The following is a 21,655-nucleotide window of genomic DNA, read 5'->3' as shown; positions in this document are numbered from 1 at the left end:
ACCAACTCCATGTTAGTGATAGTTTGATTAGCGATGACAAGCTCATGCCATACTGATGATGACCAATACTCTTTCCTAACGAATATTGTCGACTCCATCACCAATCCCCAGCACGTTATACTATCACATTGATGCTGATCTTTCGCCCGACCGAGACCAAAACGAGGTCAAGTGCCACCCAAGCCCTTGTTAGATAAAGAAGAAAAATCGTCCTTGATAACTAAGGCTCTCGCTTTTCCAATTCACTGATCAAATGAGTGACGTGAGTAGAAGCCTTGCATGAATAGTTAAGCAATAAAAAAGGCTAACCGATGTTTCACCGTTAGCCTTATTGGTTCAGTTTAAAATGAGTATGGTCTATTGAAATTTTTCACCAGCGGCAGCGACAAACGCCATTTCGACCAAAAGGTTAGGATCGGCAAGCTCGACTTTCACACACGCACGGCTTGGCGCTGTACCTTCTTCAAACCAATTGTCCCAAACCTCGTTTAACGCATCAAAGTTGGCGAAATCAGTAACGTAGATGGTCACTGATAGGATGCGTGTTTTATCGCTATCAACCAGAGCAAGCATCTGTTCCGCTTGATCAAAAATTTGCTGAACTTGGCCTTTCATGTCCGCTGAGGTATCCGCTTCTGCCACTTCAACAAAGTGAGCGATACCATTAAATACAGTCACATCTGACCAACGTTTGGTCGGGTTAATATGGTGAACAGTCATAGTTTTCTTATTCTCTAATAATGATGTTGTTGTTCGATTAGACAGACAGGCGCATCAACGCGGCATTCAAAGCCAGTCGCAGTAATACTCCCATCGTCAACATTACGATGATAACTTGTGATGTTGTTGGTGTGTTGATTAGCGACTAAGAGCCACTCACCGCAGCGAGTTAAGGTAAAGTCTCGTGGAAACTGGCCGCCACTATCGGTCATAGAACGCCACTGGATAACGTCCCCCGAGACCTCAAAGCAGCTCACTTTGTTTTGGTGACGACATGACACATAGATAAAGCGTTCGTCATCAGAGAGCTTAATCGCAGCAGCGGCTTGGCCTTTTTCGCCACTCGGCAGTAAATCGAGTTGCTGCGCCACCTGCCAACCTTGGGCGGTTTTGATCAGCTCCACCAGCGTTTCAGACAACTCGCACACCACATACGCCTTGTCCTCTTTGCGATTGAACGCAAGATGACGAGGCCCAGAGCTTGGTGGCATCGCGACAGATTGCGCTAGTTGGAACTTATCGTTTTCTCGTCGATAGAAACGCACCGCGTCGCTACCCAAGTCAACAGTAACCAAGGTGCTTTCCGTTTGCTGAAACACCGCTTGGTGAGCATGGGGTGATAGCTGCCTATCTTGATTTGGCCCGTGACCCTGTTCAAAAAGGCTATCTACCAAAGCGACTGGTTTACCTTGGCTATCGAGAGAGTAAATACTGACATTGCCAGAGCCATAATTCGAAACGGCAAGGTGTTTGTTGTCGGGTGAAATAGCCAAATGGCAAGGGTAGTCACCTGCTATCGACATAGTGTGTACCTGCTGGTCTTGAATACACACCAGTTGAGCACCGTCTTGTTCGGCGATTTCAGAAAAGCTATAAATGCCCAAAGAGGTTTGAGCGATATAAGAAGGGTTTTGCAGTGTGTAGACATCCTCCAGCCGAGTCATTTCACCCGTTTGTCGATTTAAGCTCACTTGAGCTATTCCCTTGCTTTGACTTGGCTCATCCGTGTAGGTGCCGACGTAAAAGCGTAAGTGACCACTTGCTTGCATGATGACGATTCCAATCCATAAACGTTAGAAACAACAATGCCGCCAGCGTTGGCCGGCGGCAATGAGTTGTGCGATTTACTTCGCTAAAGTATGAAGTAAGTTCTCAGTCGGCTTAACAATAGCCACAATGGTTTCGTCCAAGATGATGGCATTTTCGCTGATAAGACGTTGGTATTCCGCCGCATCTTGCGCTCTTACCGATTTGCCTTGCTTGGCCAAATCAATCAAAGTCGCCGCTAGTTCAGAGACTTTAACCGTCGCCTCTGTCACTTTCACGGTATCCACTGAAGCCACATTATTGGCAAAAATTGGCTGCGCCTGCTTCGCTGCCAAAGAGACAACTTGGTAGTGCATCGCGAGTTTGTCTAACGCGGCCTTATCACCTTCAGCAAATGCGCCAACAAGATCGTTCATCTCATAGACCGCTAAGCTTTCGACTGGCAACGCATCGGCAAATCGGTTCAAACGCTCATACTGGTTATACAGATCGCCTTTGTTTGGTGTGGAAATCCACTTCTCCCAATGGCGTGCGTAGTACTGAGCAGGCTCTGTGTACTTCGCGAGTGTTTGTAGAGGCGTTGCATCCGCACCATTAGCAAGACGTTTTAGCATGATGTCAGCATCGGCATGGTGACGCAGACCTAACGAGATTTCAGACCATGTATCCATGACGCTCATACGCTGGTACATGCTGCGCTCATCGGTGAGCTCTTGGCTTGACCATAAACGCTCAGCAATTGCGTAGCTGCGAGGCCACAGGCGCTGTTCAATCGTCATTGAGTCTAGGTTTTCACCCCAAATGGTGATTTCGCCGCCCAAGATAAGGTCTTGTTCATCACCTTTAAGCTCTGCTGGGTAACCGCCATTTGGCTCTGGGATCTCGCTCCCTTTCAGCACGCTACCTGCAACCAATTCACCCGTGGCAGGCCAACGAACGTTCCCCACCAATTGGTAGCTGCTCTCTTTAAGCTTGCCACCTGCAAACTCATAGTTGAACTCTGTGTACGACATGAAGTTATCGAAGTGGCCACGGAACTTAACGCCCGGGACATATTCAAGAATATGAACTTCTTCACGAGATTTACCGTTGTAGTCGGTAAATGCGCGGAACGTGCCATCTTTAGCTTCGATAATGGTCAAGTTACCTTTACGAGGGCCGCCCTTATTACGTGGTTTTACCCAATCATAAGTTTCGAACTTCTCACCGCTGTACAGCTTGTCATCAACCGTAATACCCGTTGGCATTGGGTCATTACGATAGTGATAGCTGGTCGGTTGCGGTTGATCTAGGTAATAGCCCGTGGACAACACACCTTGGTAACCTTCTTTGGCAGCTCGGCCAATGCTGTCATGGCCTCGCCAGCTTTGAATGACGATCGACTTAGGTAAATCTTTGTGCCAGATTTCATCCCAGCCTGACATTTTCTTACCGCGCTCTTCCAGCATCTTCTCAACTTTAGTGTTGAGGTAAGACTGCAAACCGCGCTCGCCATCAAGATTGTTGTCAGCAATGAATTGTTGGATATCTGGGTTCTCTTTCCACTGCTTATAGTTCGGCTCATCACCACCAATGTGGAAATACTCATCTGGGAACAACGCCACCACTTCATCAAACACGCTACCTAGCATGGTGTAAAGCTCTGGGTTAGTTGGATCCATCAATGGTTCAAATACCCCCCAGCCACGCTGTTGCGGGTAAGATTGCTCACCTAAACCTGACATAAGCTCTGGGTAGGCATGAGCGACTGCTGACGCATGACCTGGCAATGAGATTTCAGGAATAACACGAATACCAAGGTTACGGGCATAGTTGACCACATAACGGATTTCGTCTTTGGTGTAGTAATCGCCGTCGGCCGTTTCTGACCACAGCTTAGTGTAGTTATCTAGCTGAATGCGGATGCCTTGGTCATCCCAAATATGCCAATGGAAAACGTTCATCTTCGCCGATGCCATGGCATCGAGCTGACGAATAATCACATCCAGCTCAATGAAGTGACGCGCCGTATCATAAGAGACGCCGCGCCATTTGAATCTTGGTTCATCCTCAATCGACACTTCTGGTACGTAGTAGCCCGACGCATCGGTTGTCACTAACTGTAGGAAGGTTTCTAAACCGTGGAAGGCACCAAACGGACGTTCAGAACGAATGCGGATCTGGCCATTTTCGACCTCAAGTTGATACGATTCATCGCTCTCGATGTTCTGTACATCGTGCTTAGCTGCGCTATCAATATCGATGACCAGCGTCGCCTCTTTTTCAGATTCAGCCTGCCAGTGGAGCATTGGCAGGCCAGTCTGACGGTATAAACGTTCCATTGTGCGTTTCGCATTAAACTGCACGCGCTCTGAATCGTAACCTTTGATGTAAATACTAAAGTCTTTATCGAGCTCAACTTTGCCACTGCCCAATTCCACTTCCTGTGGGTAAGGCATCAAGTTAAGGTCTGTGTTTGGAGCCATCGCCATCGCGTTTGTTGTCAGTAGTCCAGAAATCAGTAGGGTAAGAGTGGTTCTCTTCATCTTTATGTTCCTATTTATTTTTATTATTGGATTTCTGTTATGCGACTAGCTCGACAGCTTCACGCACTAATCGGCCGATTTCATCCCACTGCTCACCTTCAATCAGAGCTGGAGAAACCATCCAAGTACCGCCACAACAAACCACGCGGTCAATCGCTAGATAATCATTAACGTTACCTTTACCGATACCACCCGTTGGCATCAGGCTAACGTCAACGTATGGAGCAAGCAGAGACTTCACCATCGCTACACCACCAGACGCTTCAGCTGGGAAGAACTTTAGGAAGTTAAGGCCAAGCTCTAGCGCCTGCTCAACTTGGCTAGGGTTGTTAACACCTGGAACGATCGGCATGCCGATCTCTTGGCAGTAGCGAACGGTATTAGGGTTTAGACCCGGTGCTACAACAAACTCCGAACCAGCCGCTTTCGCTTGATCGACTTGCTCGGCATTTAATACCGTACCTGCACCCACACACATCTCAGGGTACGCTTCACTCATCGCTTTAATGGATGCCGCTGCCGCATCTGTACGGAATGTTACTTCCGCCACAGGTAGGCCGTTTTCTACCAGCACTTTAGCCAGTGGGATAGCATGTTCAACGTTGTTGATTTGAATTACAGGGATTACTTTGAACTGTTCTAGTTTGTTGATCATTTCTGTTGTCATTGTTGTTTTCCAATCAAAAAATTAAGCAAGGATGAGATGCGCCATTTCCTCTTGAGGAATAATCGCACCTGAAAATTGAATTACGGTTGAAGCTAGATGATGCCCTAGCGCCGCGGAGGCTTGAGCTCTTTGTCCGCTTAAACGACCAGCAAGATAACCTGCTGCGAATGAGTCTCCGGCCGCACAAGTATCGACAACGTTCGTCACTCGCTCAGCACTGACATACGCACTGTGTGAAGCTTGCTCTGTCCAGATTACTTTGCACGGTTCACAGCCACGCTTTATAACGGTTTCAGGGCATCCAAAACGTTCGCTGCGTGCTTCGACGCTCTCCTCATCGCCCCAAACACGCTGATCATCGTCTTCAGTGATTAACGCGATATCGACAATGGGTAGCAACTCGCCGTACCAGTGTTTTGCTTGCTCTGCACTCCACAGTTGCGGGCGGAAGTTATTATCGAATACCACTTTGCCATCTGACTCAGAAAACGCCTTTAACGCACTGATAAGCCGCTTTTTACTTGAGTCATCAAGAATCGCTAAGCTAATGCCACTCAGATAAACGTAATCTATCTCGCCTTGCGCCATGGCTTGCTCTAGCTTGCTCAATTCAGCTTGCGCGAAGTAGCTTTTCACCGCCGCCGTATCGCGCCAATAAATAAAGCTGCGCTCGCCTTGAGCATCAGTCTCGACCATGTACAGGCCCGGTACTTTATCTTGGTAGGTCTGAACCAAAGAGGTTGAAATACCTTCACTTTGCCAAGCTTGAATCAGCTCTTGAGATAAAGCGTCTTCACCCAAGCCAGTCGCGTAGCTCACTGATGTATTTGTGTTTGCCGTCAAACGTGAAAGGTAAAGCGCGGTGTTTAACGTGTCGCCACCGAATCCTTTCTTCAGTGGGTTACCGCTAAGTTCGATCATGCATTCCCCAAAGAATGCGATATGCAGTGGTTGTGTCATAAAACTCACCTGTAGGAAGGCGGTGACTTACCGAAAGTAAGTCACCGAAGTTGTGCGATTAAGAAGCGCTTTGAGCCGTTTTTTGGTTTTGAAGAGAAGCGTCTTCTTCAATTTGGCCTTTATCTGAAAGTTCCATTTCCATCATTGCACGCTCATCATCTAGGATTGCTCGCGCCATTTCTGGTGTAACTTGATTTGCTGGAGTCAGTAAGCTCACTACCACACCTAACGTTAAGGCAAACAGGCAAGATGGGATGACAGGGTTACCCCAGAAAGCCGTCAGGTCAGCGTTCAGCATTACCGTGAATGAAGCAATTGATGCGCCCGCTAGTGTTGCCAGAGCGCCTTGCCAGTTGTAACGCTTCCAGAAGCGACCTAGCATTCCACACACGAACATGCCTGACATCACGGTTGAGATCATCTTGGTGATGTAGCCAATAATGTCGTTTGACGTCAGTGCAAACAGCAGAGCAAAACCAATCACCACGATAAGCGCAAGACGCGAGTAGTTCAGCATTGACTCTTTATTTGGCACACGACCTGTGAACATCACATAGACGTCGCGAAGTAGGATAGATACGCCCGCAATCGCGTCAGAACTCGCGCTCGACATGGTTGCAGAAAGACCTGCGATAAGAACAATCAGGCCAACGCCGACAGGCAGAACCGTTGCCGCCACGTATGGGAATGAGAAGTTCGGGTTATCTAACGTAGGGTCAATCGCATGCGCAGCCATACCAATGATTGCAGGGATGATTGAGAAGAATAGGTATAAAACGCCTGACGCCACAAATGAACGGCGAATCGTTGATACGTCTTTACCTGAGTAGATACGCTGGCGGAATGATGGCGTCGCCAGTACACCCACACCAATAACCACAGCCAGTGAAATAGCAGGCAGTAGGCCCAGTTTCTCAATCGCTAGGAAACTTGTCGCCGCAGGGTCCATCGCTTCATATAGGTTATCTAGGCCACCAATGTGCTGCACTGACAGTACCGCCATTAGAATAAAGCCCGCAAATAGAATGATTGCTTGAATGGTATCTGTCCAAACAACGGCGGTGTAACCACCAATCACAACGTAGATAGTAAACGCCGCAGCAATGATCACTTTCGCGGTATTCAGGTCGATGTCCGCAATCCAAGCGAGGTACATACCACCACCCAGAATATGCGCGCCCAACCAACCAATCGATGCGATGAAGATAAGTAGACCAACGACGTTTTTAACAATGCGATTTGCGCCAACGTAATACGCTAACTCTTCACTCATTGTCATGAAATTCAGTTTTCGTACTGGGGCAAACCATAGCGCCAGCAATAAAATGCCGACTGCGCCACCAATACCATAAAGGGCACCAGCCCAACCATTTGCGTAACCAAAGCCAACAGCACCCATACTTGAGCCTGTGCCGACCATTGTCGCAACCGTTGTGCCTAAAACAAGAAACAGAGGTAAACCACGTCCGCCTAGTAGAAAGTCTTCACCTGACTTTTGGTTGCGCGAAACGAACCATCCAAGCCAAATAAGAAATACAACATAAGCTCCGAAACCAGTAAGAAAAAGTGTGCTATTCATTAAACACTCCTTGGGCAAAAATCCATATTAAATTCAGATTCATTCACAACAGGGCAATTAAATCTTATTCCTAGAAAATAGAGTTATTCATCTACGTGAAATTAATTCTCTATTTAGGGCACTGTTGGTTTATATTTATTTTTGTAGGGAAGTCAGTGCCGAGGCGATAATAACAGGGATGTATTAGCCCCGACACTTTATACGATATAATTGTGAAGCTTATCGACGGTCTTCGCGGTAGCAAGTCACATCTACTTCTACTTTCACGTCTACTACAAGGTCACACACCATGCAGATGCGTGCAGGAGGATTTGCGCCAAAGAACTCTTTGAACACCTTATTGAATGATTGGAAGTAACGTGAATCGGTAAGTACCACTTTAACGTGCACCACGTCTTCTAGGCCGTAGCCCGCTTCTTCCATGATGTCTACACAGTTTTGAATCGCTAGGCGAGACTGATCGATGATGCCACCTTCAACCACTTCACCGTCCGTCATTGGTGTTTGACCAGACACATATAGGAAACCGCCCGCTTCCGTTGCACGAGCAAATGGAAGATGCTGACCGCCAGTACCTGTACCGCCTTCAATACCGTAACGTTTAATAGACATAATATTCTCCAGTAACTACTTAAATGATTTAATTAATATATGTGTTAATTGATATTTATTGATTTAACGATTTATTTTCTATAAATAAATGTTCCATTTCTTTTTTCGCTGACGTTACCTTGTAAATAAGATAATTCGCCATTCACAAATACCGATTCAATACCCTGCGCCATTGAAATTGGATCTTCAAATGTTGCCGTGTCTTTGATGGTATTTGGATTAAATAAAACTAAATCGGCAAACGCTCCGACACGGATTTCACCGCGACCTTGCAAGTTGTATCGTTTCGCCGACATACCCGTCATTTTGTGAATCGCTTCTGCTAGCGGGAATAACTTCTCTTCGCGGCAGTAGTGCCCAAGCACTTTCGGGAATGTGCCCCACAAACGTGGATGTGGGTGAGGGTCATTTGGCAAACCATCTGAACCAACCATCGTCAATTTGTATTTAAGAACACGCTTAACGTCATTCTCATCCATGCAGTGGTAAACCGCACCTGCTGGCTGCAATGCTTTGGCTGCGTCCATTAAAGACAGATTCATTTCATCCGCAATTTGTTTTAACGTTTTACCTGCGTGTTCAGGCTTCGCTTCTGACCACGTAATGAAAATGTCGAAGTCGTCTGTAACCTGTTTAAGATCCAGTGTCGATGAGCTTGCAGAGTATGGATAGCAGTCACATGACACATCTTGGTGTTCAGAAACTTTATCCATCAGGTCAAGCACTTCAACAGTACGACCCCAGTTACCTGCACCGGCACATTTCAGGTGAGAGATCACCACCGGCACTTTGGCAAACTGCCCCGTTTCAAACGCTTCTTCCATCGCAGAGATGATCTCTTCAAACTCTGTACGCATGTGCGTGGTGTAGATGCCGCCATGCTCGCCTAGCACTTGAGCTAAACGCATCACTTCATCAGCAGTCGCTTGTTTCGCACTTGCGTACGCCAAGCCTGAACTCAGACCCAGTGCGCCCTCTTCCATCGCTTGGTTCAGAGCCGATCGCATTTGAGTAATTTCATCGTCCGTCGCCGTGCGCTGTAAATCATCCATCACGTTATTGCGCAGCGCAGTATGCCCCACCAAAGCTGCCACATTAACAGCAGGTTGAGCCTCTTCTACTGCTTTGGCATAGCTTGCGAAGGTTGGGTATTTAAAATCTTGTTGCTGACCAAGTAAGTTCATCGGATCAGGTGGATCGCCAGCTAGCACAACTGGGCTAGCACTGATGCCACAGTTACCAACAATGACCGTCGTAACCCCTTGGCTAATCTTTGGCAAACACTCAGGAAAGCGAATGACATTAGTGTCATCATGAGTGTGAACATCAATAAAACCTGGTGCGATTGCCAATCCTTGACCATCGATAACACGTTCAGCGGCGACTTCGCCTAACTGTCCGATTTGTTCTACTCTGTCTTGACGAATAGCAATATCAGCTGTGTATGGCTTAGCGCCCGTTCCGTCATATATCTCTACACTTTTGATAATGGTGTCGAACAACATTGTTCACCTTCTTCGTCTCTCGTTTGCATGAGTTCATATTAATAATCCGCCCAATAAAATCAGTGATAAAACACACAAAAAATACCAATTTGTTTGATAGTTTCTAACACAACATTTAATGTAGATAGCAACAAACAATAAAAATCAACAACTTAACAAATGTTAGACGCGAGTGTGCCATGAATAACTTTGAACAAAAATGTGATACAAACTACCAAAATCCCGTAACTTGCACGCCTGGAGCGGGTGAAAAAGGTCAGCCTTATCAAAGAGATGATCGCCAAATCTATAGTTTGATTAATGAAGAAGTGAGCCTACCGGCAGCGGTGATCCAACAATCGCGCCTTAACAATAACCTCGATTGGATGCAAAGATTTGCAACTGAGCACAACGTAAAACTGTGCCCGCATGGCAAGACGACCATGACGCCGGACTTCTTCAGTCAGCAACTTGCTCATGGCGCATGGGGTCTAACAGTCGCTACAGCCGCCCAAGCAGAAGTCGCGGCTCTTGCTGGCGCTAAACAGATCATCATCGCCAACCAGCTTGTCGGTAAAGCCAACATGGCGATCGTTGCCAACCTGATTAAGGAAAAAGGCGTTGAGGTATACACCTGCGTTGACTCTGCATTGAACGTTAATGCACTCGGTGCTTTCTTCTCTCAGCAAGAGGTTAAGCTCAATGTTCTGATCGAATTTGGTGTCGAAGGCGGCCGCTGCGGTTGTCGCACCGAAGAGCAAGTCCGTGAAATCGCAACAGTAATCCAACAGCACTCTTACCTCACTTTACGTGGAATCGAAGTGTATGAAGGGGTTATCCATGGTGACGACGCCGAGCAGATGATTCGTAATTTCCTCACTCAAACTCTTGAGCTCGCGCGCTCCCTTGAACAAACTCAGCTGATCACGACCAAACCGATCGTGACAGGTGCAGGCTCTGCTTGGTATGACGTGGTGTCTGAATGTTTTGCTAATTTAGATGATGTAACCGCGATTATCCGCCCAGGCTGCTACGCGATTCATGACACTGGAATCTACCTTGATGCTCAGGACAAAGTCATGGCACGCGCCAAGAAAAACCAAGGTGCCGCTTGTGACCTTGGCGGCGATCTTCAATCGTCCTTAGAGGTGTGGGCGTACGTCATTTCTCGTCCTGAACCGACCAAGCTGGTTGCGGGTATTGGCAAACGTGATGTGGCGTTTGATGCTGGACTGCCAATCCCAGAGCGTGCGTATCGAAATGGTGAAGCCATCAGTGTCGCCAGTGCGGTCACCACGGCCGTTATGGATCAACACGCCTTTATTGAAATTGACGCTGATAGCGAGCTAAATGTGGGTGATGTCATCGCATTTTCAACGTCACACCCATGTTTGACGTTTGATAAGTGGCGCGCCATCGCGGTATGTGATGACGACTACAATGTAACGCATTGGGTAAACACTCGTTTCTAACCTTACTGCCTTTAGTCCCATGACATTTGGGGTATACTAACCGAAGAAAAATAGGGAGCATGTCAAAGGCTCCCGTCATCAAGAATAGGACATAACGTTGAGTTTAGAAGTCGATATTATTTCGCGGATTACAGAGCGATTCAGCGCCCTACGAGATGCTGAAAAGAAAGTCGCCAAGTTGATCATGGACGACATAGAAACCGCCGCGAACGCCAGTATTACTGAACTTGCGGAAAGTGCTCAAGTCAGTGAAGCGACCATCACTCGATTTGCTAAGGCTGTCGGTTGTAAAAACGTTCGTGATATGAAGATTAAGCTTGCTCAAACCTTAACCGTTGGCCAACGCTTTATCTTAGAGCCGCCAGATCAAAGTGGTTATCAGGGCATTTACGAGTCGATAAAGCAATCACTCGATATCAATCGTAATCTGATCAATGAAGCAGATATCGATACGGCAGTTGATTGGCTTCACAATGCCAGACAAATCATCTCTATCGGTATGGGTGGAGGCTCCACCATCGCTTCGCAAGAGATTCAACACCGCTTGTTCCGCCTTGGCTATGCTGTGGTTGCCTACAACGACGGCTTAATGTCTCGAATGATTGCGTCAACCGCAGATAGCAATGACGTGATTGTTATGCTTTCGGCAACAGGCTACACGCCAACGATTCTCGAAACCGCAGAGCTTGCCAAGGAGTATGGAGTAAAAGTCATCGCGATTACGCCAAAAGCAACGCCTCTGTCTGACATTGCCGATCTGACCTTACCGATTGAGCACCAAGAGACTGACTTTATCTATAAACCGTCTGCTTCGCGTTATGCCATGTTGGCGTTGGTCGATGTACTGTCGATGGCACTAGCGGTCAACCATAAACGCCGCTCTAGAGACAAACTGCGTCGCCTAAAATTGGCGCTAGACTCATACCGCGGTGGGTTAGAACGCCAGCCTCTGGGTGACTAACAACCTCTCATCTTAAAAGCGCTAACCGACCAGTTAGCGCTTTTTTATTAGTGTTTCGAGGCTTAACCCACACTATCAATTCGAATCATCACGGCATCTGGTCGCCAATATTCCAATTCACAATCCATAAGCTCTCCATCTTGCTTGTAGTTCACTCGACAGATTTTTAGTACAGGTTGCCCTTCTGCCAAATTTAACGCTTTGGCGACATGAGCGGGGGCAGAAGTGGGAATCACATCAAATCGAGAACGCTTGGTCTCGTAGCCATACTTTTCACGATAAATACCCGTCAAAGATAGGGTCAGGGTTTCTTCCAATATCCCGTCAAAAAGCTCGGAGATCAGCACATTTTCGACGAATAACACCGCTCGACCATCAATAAAGCGCAGCCTTTCAATAACATGAATGGGCGTTATTTTGTCAATCTCTAAGACCTTGGCAAACTCCCCTGCGGCCATTTCACTGCGCACATTAACTAATGTCGTTTCAGCGATCCGATGTTGCTCTCGAATCATTTGATGGAAATGAGAACGAGAGAGCGGGTTGTAACAGATTCGTTCAGGTGACACGTACCAACCACGCCGCTCTTCCCGATAAATCAACCCTTCTGTCTCAAGTGAAATCAGCGCATCTTTTATGGTGATGCGCGTGGTCGAGAACAGCTCACTCAGCTCTCTTTCTGAAGGCAATTTCTGCCCCTCCTTCATGATCTGAGAGTGAATTTGTTGTCGAAGGCTCCCTTTAATTTTTGCCAGTTGTGTGCCTGATTGGCTAGAAGCAATGACGCTCATGTTCTGATCTAGTCCATTAGTTAGTTTCGCCCTACGTTAAAACGAGTAGATAACAGGAATATGACACCCATCAATCGCGTACCTATTACTCAAATGAAATATAAACGCCACATAAATTCATAAAAAGTGTCAAATAACTAAAGCCAAATCGTCACATTCCTTGCCTAGCATACAAATCGAACTTACTGACCTAGTCCAGAAGGATGGAGACAATGAAAACTTTGCTAAGTCGTTCAACTGCTTTTTCTGTAAAGCACATGGGGCCAACTGCTGCAATGATTGCAGCAACCCTTTCAGTGCCAGCAATGGCAAAAGATGCAGACCTAGAATCCCTCATCAAAGCGGCGCAAAATGAAGGCGCGGTTTACAGTGTGGGAATGCCTGATAGTTGGGCGAACTGGAAAGATACTTGGACAGATTTAACGTCAAACTACGGCTTGAAACACCAAGATACTGACATGAGCTCTGCGCAAGAGATTGCAAAATTTGAAGCAGAAAAGCGTAACGCTACAGCAGACATTGGTGATGTTGGTTTTGCATTTGCTCGCGTTGCCGTGAAGAAAGGCGTCACACAGCCATACAAACCAAGCACTTGGAGCGATATTCCAAACTGGGCGAAAGACCAAGAAGGTCACTGGGCACTGGCTTACACGGGCACTATCTCGTTCATCTCAAACAACAACCTTGTTAAAGATGCACCGAAAACGTGGCAAGACTTACTAGAAGGTAACTACAAGGTAACGGTCGGTGATGTTGGCGTTGCTGCTCAAGCAAACAATGCCGTTCTTGCTGCAGCCTTTGCTAACGGCGGTGACGAAGCGAACCTAAAACCGGCTATCAAGTTCTTTGGTGAACTGGCTAAACAAGGTCGCCTATCGTTTACCGATCCAAACATTGCCAACCTTGAGAAAGGGGAAGTGGAAGTCGCAATCATGTGGGATTTCAATGCCCTTAACTACCGCGACAAAATCGACCGTGAGCGCTTTAGTGTCAACATTCCACAAGATGGCTCTGTGATTTCAGGTTACACCACCATCATCAACAAGTACGCGAAAAACCCAAATGCGGCGAAGCTTGCTCGTGAATACATCTTTAGCGACCAAGGCCAAATCAACCTTGCAGAAGGTTACGCTCGTCCGATCCGTACCAATGTTGAGCTGCCACAATCCATTCAAGACAAACTGATTGCCAATGACCAATACAGCAACGTGCACCCAGTAACTGACTTCTCAGCATGGGAAAAATCAGCGCGTAAGCTGCCACGTCAATGGCAAGAAAGCGTCCTAATCCACCAGCAGTAAAAGTGAAGCACCATGAGCAATAAGGTCATCCTTGTTGTTCTAGATGGACTGAACTATCAGGTAGCCCGTGATTGCATGGGCTACCTAAACGGTCTACTAGAACAAAGCCATTCGAACAAAGCGATGCGCGCGACCCTTTATCCAGTCCAATCGGAACTGCCTTCTATGTCGCGTCCTCTTTATGAGTGCATCTTAACGGGTGTTCGCCCTGTCGAAAGCGGTATCGTCAATAACCAGATCGTGCGCTTATCCCATCATGAGTCGATCTTTAGCTTGGCGAAAAACCAAGGTAAGACAACGGCAGCAGCAGCCTATCACTGGGTAAGTGAGCTGTATAATCGAGCCCCTTTTGACCCTGTCCGTGACCGCTTCACCGACGATGAGACACTCAATATTCAGCACGGCTGTTTCTATCACTGGGACCACTATCCCGACGAAGCGCTCTTTCTCGATGCAGAGCATTTGCGCCGTACTCATCAGCCAGACTTCTTACTGATTCATCCAATGAACATTGATGATATGGGCCACAAGCACGGTTTAGACTCGCGCCAATATCGCAATTGTGCCCGTGGCGCTGACATTATTTTGTCTAACTACATTGAGCAGTGGGTTAACGATGGTTACCAAATCATTGTGACAAGCGATCACGGTATGAACAACGACCTTTCTCATGGGGGTATTTTGCCTGAAGAGCGAGAAGTCCCTCTGTTTGTCATTGGCGATCGGTTCACCCACCAAGAGTGTCAAATCAAACAAACTGACCTTTGCGGCGTTGTTTGCCAGCTCTTAAACCTCGACCACACTAAATCTTATACTCAGGAATTGTTAGCCTTATGAGCAGTTCTGTAATCACCCCAAACTCAAGCCATTCAGCGGCAAAAAAAGCGTCTTCAGCAAGACCCAAAGCGCGCTACTGGAAACGGCTTAAGCCTGCGTTATGGCTTGCTCCATTTGCCCTGTTCTTCTACCTATTTCAGCTTGCCCCAATGGTTTGGGTACTGATCAACAGTTTCATTTATGACGACGAGTTCGCGCTAGACAACTACGTGGAAGTGCTCGATTCCGCCTTTATGATGCAAGCCTTTAGCAACAGTTTATGGCTCTCTGTTTGGTCAAGCTTGTTTGGACTCATGATCGCCACCTTACTTGTTTCATCTCTGCGTCGCGTTGATTCTAAAATTCGTGATGGCGTGATCGCCTTTACCAATATGAGCAGCAACTTTGCTGGCGTACCTCTGTCGTTTGCCTTCATCATTATTCTTGGTACCAATGGCGCCATCACCCTACTACTCAAGCAATACGGTTTGTTAGGCGATTTCGACCTGTACGGAAAATGGGGCTTATTGGCGATTTACATCTATTTCCAAATTCCACTAGCGGTGTTGCTGCTTTACCCTGCGTTTGACGCGTTAAGAGACGACTGGCAAGAAGCAGCGGCTTTACTGGGCGCAAGTACGACTAAATACTGGGCGAAAATCGCGTTGCCAGTGCTCTCTCCAGCTCTGTTTGGCACCTTCATTATTCTGGTTGCCAATGCGATTGGCGCGTATGCGAGCGTTTATGCCCTCACATCAGGGAACTACAACGTGATTACCATTCGAATCGCCAGCCTCGTATCAGGCGACCTGTTCCTAGAACCGAATCTTGCGGCGGCGATATCCGTCATTCTGATGGCTATCTTGGCCTTTATTACCGTCATCAACCAGTGGCTAATCTCGAAAAGCTACGCGGGTAAGAAGTAAGCACATGCAACACGTAAATACTCGATTTCACAAAACCGTGGTCTACTCAATTGTGGGCATCATGCTGATCCCAATCTTGGCTACGTTTGTCTATTCCATTTCATCACGCTGGGGCGCGACCATCTTGCCTGATGGCTTCACGTTGGATTGGTACATCAGCTTATTGACCGATCCTCGTTTCTTGCAAGCGTTTGGCCGATCTCTGTTCATCTGTATTGCTGCTCTCGCGTTGAGCGTAATACTGATTCTGCCTGCGATTTTCGTGGTGTTTTACTACTACCCGAAACTCGACAAGCTCATGAATATCATGATCCTACTGCCCTTTGCGGTTCCTCCTGTAGTTTCATCGGTTGGCTTACTTCAGCTCTACGCAGACAGTGATATCTCATTAATAGGGACGCCTTGGATTTTAATTGGTACCTACTTCACCATTGCACTGCCGTTTATGTACCGAGCCATTTCCAATAATTTCGAAGCGATCAATCTCCAAGATCTGATGGATGCGGCGCACCTGCTCGGCGCAAGCACCACTAAGGCGTTTTTGCTGATCATCTTACCGAACTTGAAGAAGGGCTTAATGGCATCACTGTTCTTGTCGTTCTCATTCCTACTGGGCGAGTTTGTGTTTGCCAATATCTTGGTCGGTACTCGGTTTGAGACACTGCAAATCTATCTATACAACATGCGTCAAACCAGCGGCCACTTTACCTCGGCGCTGGTAATGACCTACTTCCTGTTTATTTTTCTACTGACTTGGCTGGCAAGTCGTTTTAGCCAAGGAGCCAAATAATGAGCTACGTAACTGCAACTAATCTAACTAAACATTTTGGCAGCAACACCGTATTTGAAGATATTCAATTTTCTATCGAGAAAGGTGAGTTCATCACACTACTCGGCCCAAGTGGCTGCGGTAAATCAACGCTACTGCGAAGCCTTGCAGGGTTAAACCCTGTCGATGGCGGCGAGATTTGGGTCAACGGGGAAGAGATAACTCACCTTACCCCTCAAGAGCGCGGCATTGGCATGGTGTTTCAATCTTACGCGCTGTTTCCTAACATGACGGTTGAAGGCAACATCGCCTTTGGGCTCAAGATGAAGAAGCTCAGTGCTGACGAGATACAACGAGAAGTGGCAAAAGTCATTGAGTTGGTTGATCTTACAGGCAAAGAGAAGCACTACCCGCACCAACTCTCCGGCGGTCAAAGACAACGAGTGGCATTGGCGCGCGCACTGGTGGTCAAGCCTCGTATTCTGCTGCTTGATGAGCCGCTTTCTGCATTAGATGCCAAGATCCGTAAGCACCTTCGCCAGCAGATCCGAGACATCCAAAAAGAGATGAATCTCACCACGATCTTTGTCACTCACGATCAAGAAGAAGCAATGATCATGTCGGATCGTATCTTTCTAATGAACAAAGGGGAGATCGTTCAAGCTGACACCCCAGAAGCGATCTACACTCACCCAGCCAATGAGTTTGTCGCCAGCTTTATGGGTCACTACAACTTGGTCGAATCGAGCAAAGCGAAAAAGCTGTTTGATATTGATACCGAGTGGCGAGTGGCGATTCGCCCTGAATCGATTTACGTGAAAGAGAGCGGCCGCCAATATGGCAATCATATCTCTGCTCCACAAGTTGGCACCATCAAGAACCACCAGCTATTGGGCAACGTGATTCGCTATCAAGTCGATGTTGATGAATGCGAGCTCACCGTTGACTTACTCAACCGTTCTTCTGAGCGTTTGCTCGCCAATGGCAGCCAATTGGAACTACTCTTTAACCTCAACGAAATTCAACCTGTGAGAGCGTAGACATGTCTAACCCGTTGTATGTATTTGATATGGATGAAACTCTGATCAATGCCGATTGTGCGATGATTTGGAACGAATTTTTGGTTGAAAAAGGCATCGTGACGCAAGCTAACTTCATAGCAGAAGATCAGCGTTTGATGGGGTTATACGCGCAGGGCAAGTTGGATATGGAAGAGTATCTTGCCTTCTCAATGGCACCGCTAGCAAACATGCCAATCGCAGAGGTAACCACCTTGATTGAAGAGTGTGTTGAACACCATATTCTACCAAAGCAGTTCAAACAATCCGTTACCTTGATTGAACAACTCTCCAGAGACAACATCGACATGGTAATCATCTCTGCCAGTGTGACGTTTCTCGTGAAAGCAGTTGGTCGTAAACTTGGAATACCAACGGCGTTAGGCATTGATTTGGTCGAACAAGAGGGGCGTTACACAGCACAAATATCGGGCGTGCCTAGTTATCGTGAAGGCAAAGTGGTTCGCCTGAAAGAGTGGTTGTCAGCTCAAGAGAAAACCTACTCAGAGATTCACTTTTACACTGACTCAATCAATGACTTACCTTTGTGTGAACATGCTGACTACGCCTACTTAGTTAACCCATGCTCGCAGCTCAAAGCTCACGCCGAGCGGCCAAATTGGACCCTGCTTAACTGGGATTAACCTCCGCGCTCACAGAATAATGCCAGCACTCATTGATGCTGGCATTATTTGGATTAATATTTTTAACGCACATCTAAGCTGCAATGAATCGAATGAACTTATCTCAATAAATTAAATGAATACGCGAGCTCTTACCCCAAACACCCATGCACTACTCTCATTGGAGAACGCAGGATCTTTGATGTATTGAATGTCTGGTGTAATTTGAACATGGTCGCCAAACTGCATGTTGTAGTATAGCTCGGCGGCCATTTGGTCTTTACCTGCATTTAGGAACGTTTGCAGCGTATCGCTGTTCGTTTCCGACCAGTTAACCGCAAATCCAAGGTTATTGGTCGGTTTACCCAGGCCAAAGTAGCCGAAACCGACCGATAGTGATTTATCGTAAAGGGCAACATCTCCTTCCGAAATACCACCACGTACAAATGGCATCACTTGAGGTGTGACAAACTGACTCCATGAGAAATTCACCCCTTGGCCTGACTCACCACCTACCACAGTTCCATCAGCCAATACCGTTGAAGATAAGCTATGTCGAGAACCCGCATCCATGTGCCAGAAAGTGACGTGGAAGTTATCCGTGTAGATCTGCTCTTGTGAAGCCGTCCACCCCAGTTCTAACGTAGTAAACAAGGTCGTATCATTAAATAGCGTATCAAACCCTTCGAAGATATCATCCGACTTGCCTTTAGCATCGGCTACACCGCCAACCACATAGAAGTTTTCTCCCAACATGTGACCTGCTGAAAGCGCTAAAACACCGTCATCAGGAAGGCCCATAGCACCAGCACCGGTAGAAAAAGCAAGGTTGGTAAAGCCTGACCAAGGGCTTGCTAGAGCATAGACATCCGCGTAATTGGTGACGTCTTGCCAACCCACGATGATCGTCCCTTTACCGTCATTGATTTTCTGTTTCCAGTTTAAGTCAGTAACACGAAACCCTTGATCGCTGAATGCTGGTCCAATCATACCTGCGTAACCAATCTGATCTTGCCCGAGCCAAGCAAATTGCTTAGGTGACGTATCGGTGTAAGAGTGTCTGTGCTCAACTTTCCACACCAAGCTGCCACTGTTCTCGGTACCTTTACCCGCGAGATTCCAAGAGCCATAAATACGCGCAACACCTGAAGACGCATCCACCGAATCTCCGTTTTTACCATCGGCTGATTGCAGCGCTAGTGAGAAATAGTCCGCACCGAAGGTAAAACCATCAGCAGCTAGCGACTCTCGCCAATCCAGTTGCTGAGTCTTTTGCTGCGCAATGGTATTTTCAACCGAATCTGGGCTGTCAAAGTTAGCGGCATAAGTTGGCGCAATGCTTAAGCTTGCGATGATGCCTAAGCTCAAGGTGGTTAATTTCGTCTTCATTACAGTTTCTCTCATTGGCTCGACTTCCTTTCGATGAGTGTATTGGGTCTGTTGACCTTTTGCGGTTAAATTTTGTTCGAGATAAAAGCGTTTTTATCGCGGCGAGAGGTTTGCAGCCTAGTTATTCTAAGCAAATACCTCTCAACAAAGAGAAAAACGCTTTTAGCCGAACCCTATGGGCAGCATTTGTAGGCCCTTTCTACTGCGTTATCGGCTTATCAGGTAGAGCAACTACAATTCAAAGCCTCTGCCTTGCATAAAGAACCTACAAATTGCTGCAAAAATCAGCTCAAAAGGTCAACAGACCCTAGTTTAAATGCGTGGAAATAGGCACTTAACGACAAAATAGTAATAACGTGATCCTATTGGTCATAATATCCGGCTAACTTAGCCGGATATTACTGGGCAAGATTACAAGGTGTTTTTGAAAATCTTGCCGTCTTTCATAATTAAATCCATTTCGGTCAGGTGAGAACCATCTGGCTTGGCATCATTGCCTAACCAAGTCTCACGACCACCAATTAAAGTGATGTCTTCTAATGGGTTACCATCAATCAATAGTATATCCGCATATGCACCTACTTCAATAACACCAATTTTTGCATCTGAGTATGGGTTAATCCAATCTTGCATCAGCTCAGCTGAAATTCGACCACCTGTTGAAGTCATGGCACGAAGTGCTGAGAAGTTACCGAAGAACTTAGCGTTCAAGTAAATCTCATGAGAAATCTGCTTCGCACACATATCCGCGTAACCAACACAATCGGTATTAAATGCTCGGTAATCTGGGTCTAGCTTTTGTACATTTTCAATATAGCTTCCAAAGGCCGCCTGCGCTGATGCCAGTTTCTTTTGAATGCTTGGGTCTTGAACCACAGGTACTTTCGCCAGTTCAGGAGAGAACGCCGTTAGGTTCGTCACCAAGAACGCTCCGTTCTCTTTGAATTTCTTGTGGTGGCTTTCGTTAAACATGAAACCATGTTCAATCGACTTAACGCCTGTATCGAGTGCTTGGTGCAACGCTTTATCTGAATAAGCATGGGTCGCGACATAAGAACCGTAAGATTCAGCAATATCGACCGCCGCTTTGAGCTCCTCATCTAGTAGTGACTGATACTGCCAAGGGTCAAATTTAGACGAGACACCACCTGACTGGAATACCTTCGTAAACTGGCCACCCTGACGGTAGTTGTAACGAGCCTGCTCATGAATTTCAGCAATGCCCGATGGCGTTGACATGATATTTAGAATCTCGAGATTCTGCGGTGAATCCGTTAAGCGACGCGACTGCAAGCCGACATCTGAGTGACCACCCATAGGCGCAATCGGCGCACCTGAAACGTAAGTACGTGGGAAATCAATTTTGCCTTGCTTCTCAAGCTCAGTCCAAACGCCATCAGCACCACCTACGTCACGAATCGTACCGAAACCAAGGTCAAGATACATTTCACCAAACCCTTGAGCATGAACGGCAATCTCTGACCAGCGCATATCGTTGGTACCTAACAAACCTTTCGGCAGAGCTAAGTGCATGTGCGCTTCAACCAATGCTGGCATCAAGGTACGACCTTCGCCATCAATCACTTTTGCGTCTACGGGTAGATCTGCTTCGTCTTTGGTAATCGCGGTAATTTTATTGCCAGTCACGACAACGGTATGGTTGTTGTACAGCTTATTCTCAGTTCCGTTGAAAATATTCACGTTCTTAAATACAACTACTTGAGGGGCTTCAATCGCCGTTGGTGCCGATGACTCAACAGGCGCAGGCGCTGCAAATGAGTATGCACTTACCATAGCTAGTGATGCTGCAATCAGTGTTTTCTTGAACATATAAATACTCTCTTAGTTAGTGGTGATACCCTGAAATCTGAGGTCATATTACCCACCAACTCAAAAGAGGAATTGCCATTTGGTGACACAAAGATCATCTGTCCGTTTTAGGCGCGTTGACGTGT

At 46.9% G+C, this 21,655-nt stretch carries 19 protein-coding genes; 8 read left to right on the top strand and 11 right to left on the bottom strand.

The genetic code is table 11. From position 1 onward, the window contains the following. Positions 1 to 357 precede the first annotated feature (357 nt). From F0231_RS02595 to F0231_RS02560, 8 genes are all read right to left on the bottom strand, one after another. Positions 358 to 720, bottom strand: coding sequence for a RidA family protein (locus F0231_RS02595; protein WP_171758154.1), 363 nt, complete (start codon positions 718 to 720; stop codon positions 358 to 360). Positions 721 to 734: 14 nt separating this feature from the next. Continuing rightward, a complete protein-coding gene (locus F0231_RS02590; protein ID WP_171758153.1) occupies positions 735 to 1,769 on the bottom strand; it encodes a lactonase family protein in 1,035 nt (344 codons plus the stop codon). 75 nt (positions 1,770 to 1,844) lie between these two features. Beyond that, positions 1,845 to 4,292, bottom strand: coding sequence for a beta-N-acetylhexosaminidase (locus F0231_RS02585; protein WP_171758152.1), 2,448 nt, complete (start codon positions 4,290 to 4,292; stop codon positions 1,845 to 1,847). Between the two features lie 37 nt (positions 4,293 to 4,329). Further along, positions 4,330 to 4,959 (bottom strand): bifunctional 4-hydroxy-2-oxoglutarate aldolase/2-dehydro-3-deoxy-phosphogluconate aldolase, encoded by a 630-nt coding sequence (locus F0231_RS02580; protein ID WP_171758151.1) that lies wholly within the window; start codon positions 4,957 to 4,959, stop codon positions 4,330 to 4,332. Between the two features lie 21 nt (positions 4,960 to 4,980). Continuing rightward, positions 4,981 to 5,919, bottom strand: coding sequence for a sugar kinase (locus F0231_RS02575; RefSeq protein ID WP_171758150.1), 939 nt, complete (start codon positions 5,917 to 5,919; stop codon positions 4,981 to 4,983). A 58-nt stretch (positions 5,920 to 5,977) separates the two neighbouring features. Beyond that, on the bottom strand, positions 5,978 to 7,498 hold the full coding sequence (locus tag F0231_RS02570; RefSeq protein ID WP_171758149.1) for a sodium:solute symporter family protein: 1,521 nt from the start codon (positions 7,496 to 7,498) through the stop codon (positions 5,978 to 5,980). Positions 7,499 to 7,717: 219 nt separating this feature from the next. Further along, positions 7,718 to 8,110, bottom strand: coding sequence for a RidA family protein (locus F0231_RS02565; RefSeq protein ID WP_171758148.1), 393 nt, complete (start codon positions 8,108 to 8,110; stop codon positions 7,718 to 7,720). A gap of 71 nt (positions 8,111 to 8,181) precedes the next feature. After that, positions 8,182 to 9,615, bottom strand: coding sequence for an amidohydrolase family protein (locus F0231_RS02560; RefSeq protein ID WP_171758147.1), 1,434 nt, complete (start codon positions 9,613 to 9,615; stop codon positions 8,182 to 8,184). A 179-nt stretch (positions 9,616 to 9,794) separates the two neighbouring features. On the opposite strand from F0231_RS02560, the gene F0231_RS02555 reads away from it, so the two are divergent. Both F0231_RS02555 and F0231_RS02550 read left to right on the top strand, forming a co-directional pair. Continuing rightward, complete coding sequence (locus F0231_RS02555; protein ID WP_171758146.1) at positions 9,795 to 11,066, top strand: amino acid deaminase; 1,272 nt, start codon at positions 9,795 to 9,797, stop codon at positions 11,064 to 11,066. Positions 11,067 to 11,163: 97 nt separating this feature from the next. Next, on the top strand, positions 11,164 to 12,027 hold the full coding sequence (locus F0231_RS02550; RefSeq protein WP_171758145.1) for a MurR/RpiR family transcriptional regulator: 864 nt from the start codon (positions 11,164 to 11,166) through the stop codon (positions 12,025 to 12,027). 62 nt (positions 12,028 to 12,089) lie between these two features. Here the strand turns inward: F0231_RS02550 and F0231_RS02545 are convergent, their stop codons facing one another. Further along, positions 12,090 to 12,818: a UTRA domain-containing protein gene (locus F0231_RS02545; RefSeq protein ID WP_171758144.1), complete on the bottom strand. Its 729-nt coding sequence runs from the start codon at positions 12,816 to 12,818 to the stop codon at positions 12,090 to 12,092. A gap of 212 nt (positions 12,819 to 13,030) precedes the next feature. Here F0231_RS02545 and F0231_RS02540 point away from each other — a divergent pair, with 212 nt between their 5' ends. The 6 genes from F0231_RS02540 to F0231_RS02515 are packed head-to-tail and all read left to right on the top strand — an operon-like array spanning position 13,031 to position 18,332. Then, complete coding sequence (locus F0231_RS02540) at positions 13,031 to 14,119, top strand: ABC transporter substrate-binding protein (RefSeq protein WP_171758143.1); 1,089 nt, start codon at positions 13,031 to 13,033, stop codon at positions 14,117 to 14,119. Between the two features lie 12 nt (positions 14,120 to 14,131). Continuing rightward, complete coding sequence (locus tag F0231_RS02535; RefSeq protein ID WP_171758142.1) at positions 14,132 to 14,956, top strand: alkaline phosphatase family protein; 825 nt, start codon at positions 14,132 to 14,134, stop codon at positions 14,954 to 14,956. Further along, positions 14,953 to 15,861 (top strand): ABC transporter permease subunit, encoded by a 909-nt coding sequence (locus F0231_RS02530; protein ID WP_171758141.1) that lies wholly within the window; start codon positions 14,953 to 14,955, stop codon positions 15,859 to 15,861. The genes F0231_RS02535 and F0231_RS02530 overlap by 4 nt, the downstream gene beginning before the upstream one ends. Positions 15,862 to 15,865: 4 nt before the next feature. Beyond that, positions 15,866 to 16,651, top strand: coding sequence for an ABC transporter permease (locus F0231_RS02525; RefSeq protein WP_171758140.1), 786 nt, complete (start codon positions 15,866 to 15,868; stop codon positions 16,649 to 16,651). Then, on the top strand, positions 16,651 to 17,670 hold the full coding sequence (locus tag F0231_RS02520) for an ABC transporter ATP-binding protein (RefSeq protein ID WP_171758139.1): 1,020 nt from the start codon (positions 16,651 to 16,653) through the stop codon (positions 17,668 to 17,670). Before F0231_RS02525 ends, F0231_RS02520 begins: the two co-directional genes overlap by 1 nt. Before the next feature lie 2 nt (positions 17,671 to 17,672). Then, the gene (locus F0231_RS02515) at positions 17,673 to 18,332 is read left to right on the top strand and encodes an HAD family phosphatase (protein WP_171758138.1); all 660 of its coding nucleotides are present in this window, start codon (positions 17,673 to 17,675) and stop codon (positions 18,330 to 18,332) included. Between the two features lie 111 nt (positions 18,333 to 18,443). Here F0231_RS02515 and F0231_RS02510 read toward each other — a convergent pair whose 3' ends face one another. Continuing rightward, entirely contained in the window at positions 18,444 to 19,700 is a 1,257-nt protein-coding gene (locus F0231_RS02510; protein ID WP_171758137.1) for a carbohydrate porin, read from the bottom strand. A 411-nt stretch (positions 19,701 to 20,111) separates the two neighbouring features. Further along, entirely contained in the window at positions 20,112 to 21,530 is a 1,419-nt protein-coding gene (locus tag F0231_RS02505; protein WP_171758136.1) for an amidohydrolase family protein, read from the bottom strand. Between the last annotated feature and the right edge of the window lie 125 nt (positions 21,531 to 21,655).

Source organism: Vibrio sp. RE86, assembly GCF_013114545.1.
Lineage (GTDB): Bacteria > Pseudomonadota > Gammaproteobacteria > Enterobacterales > Vibrionaceae > Vibrio.
Note: the sequence above shows the minus strand (reverse complement) of the source record. Positions and strands in the feature narration are given on the sequence as shown.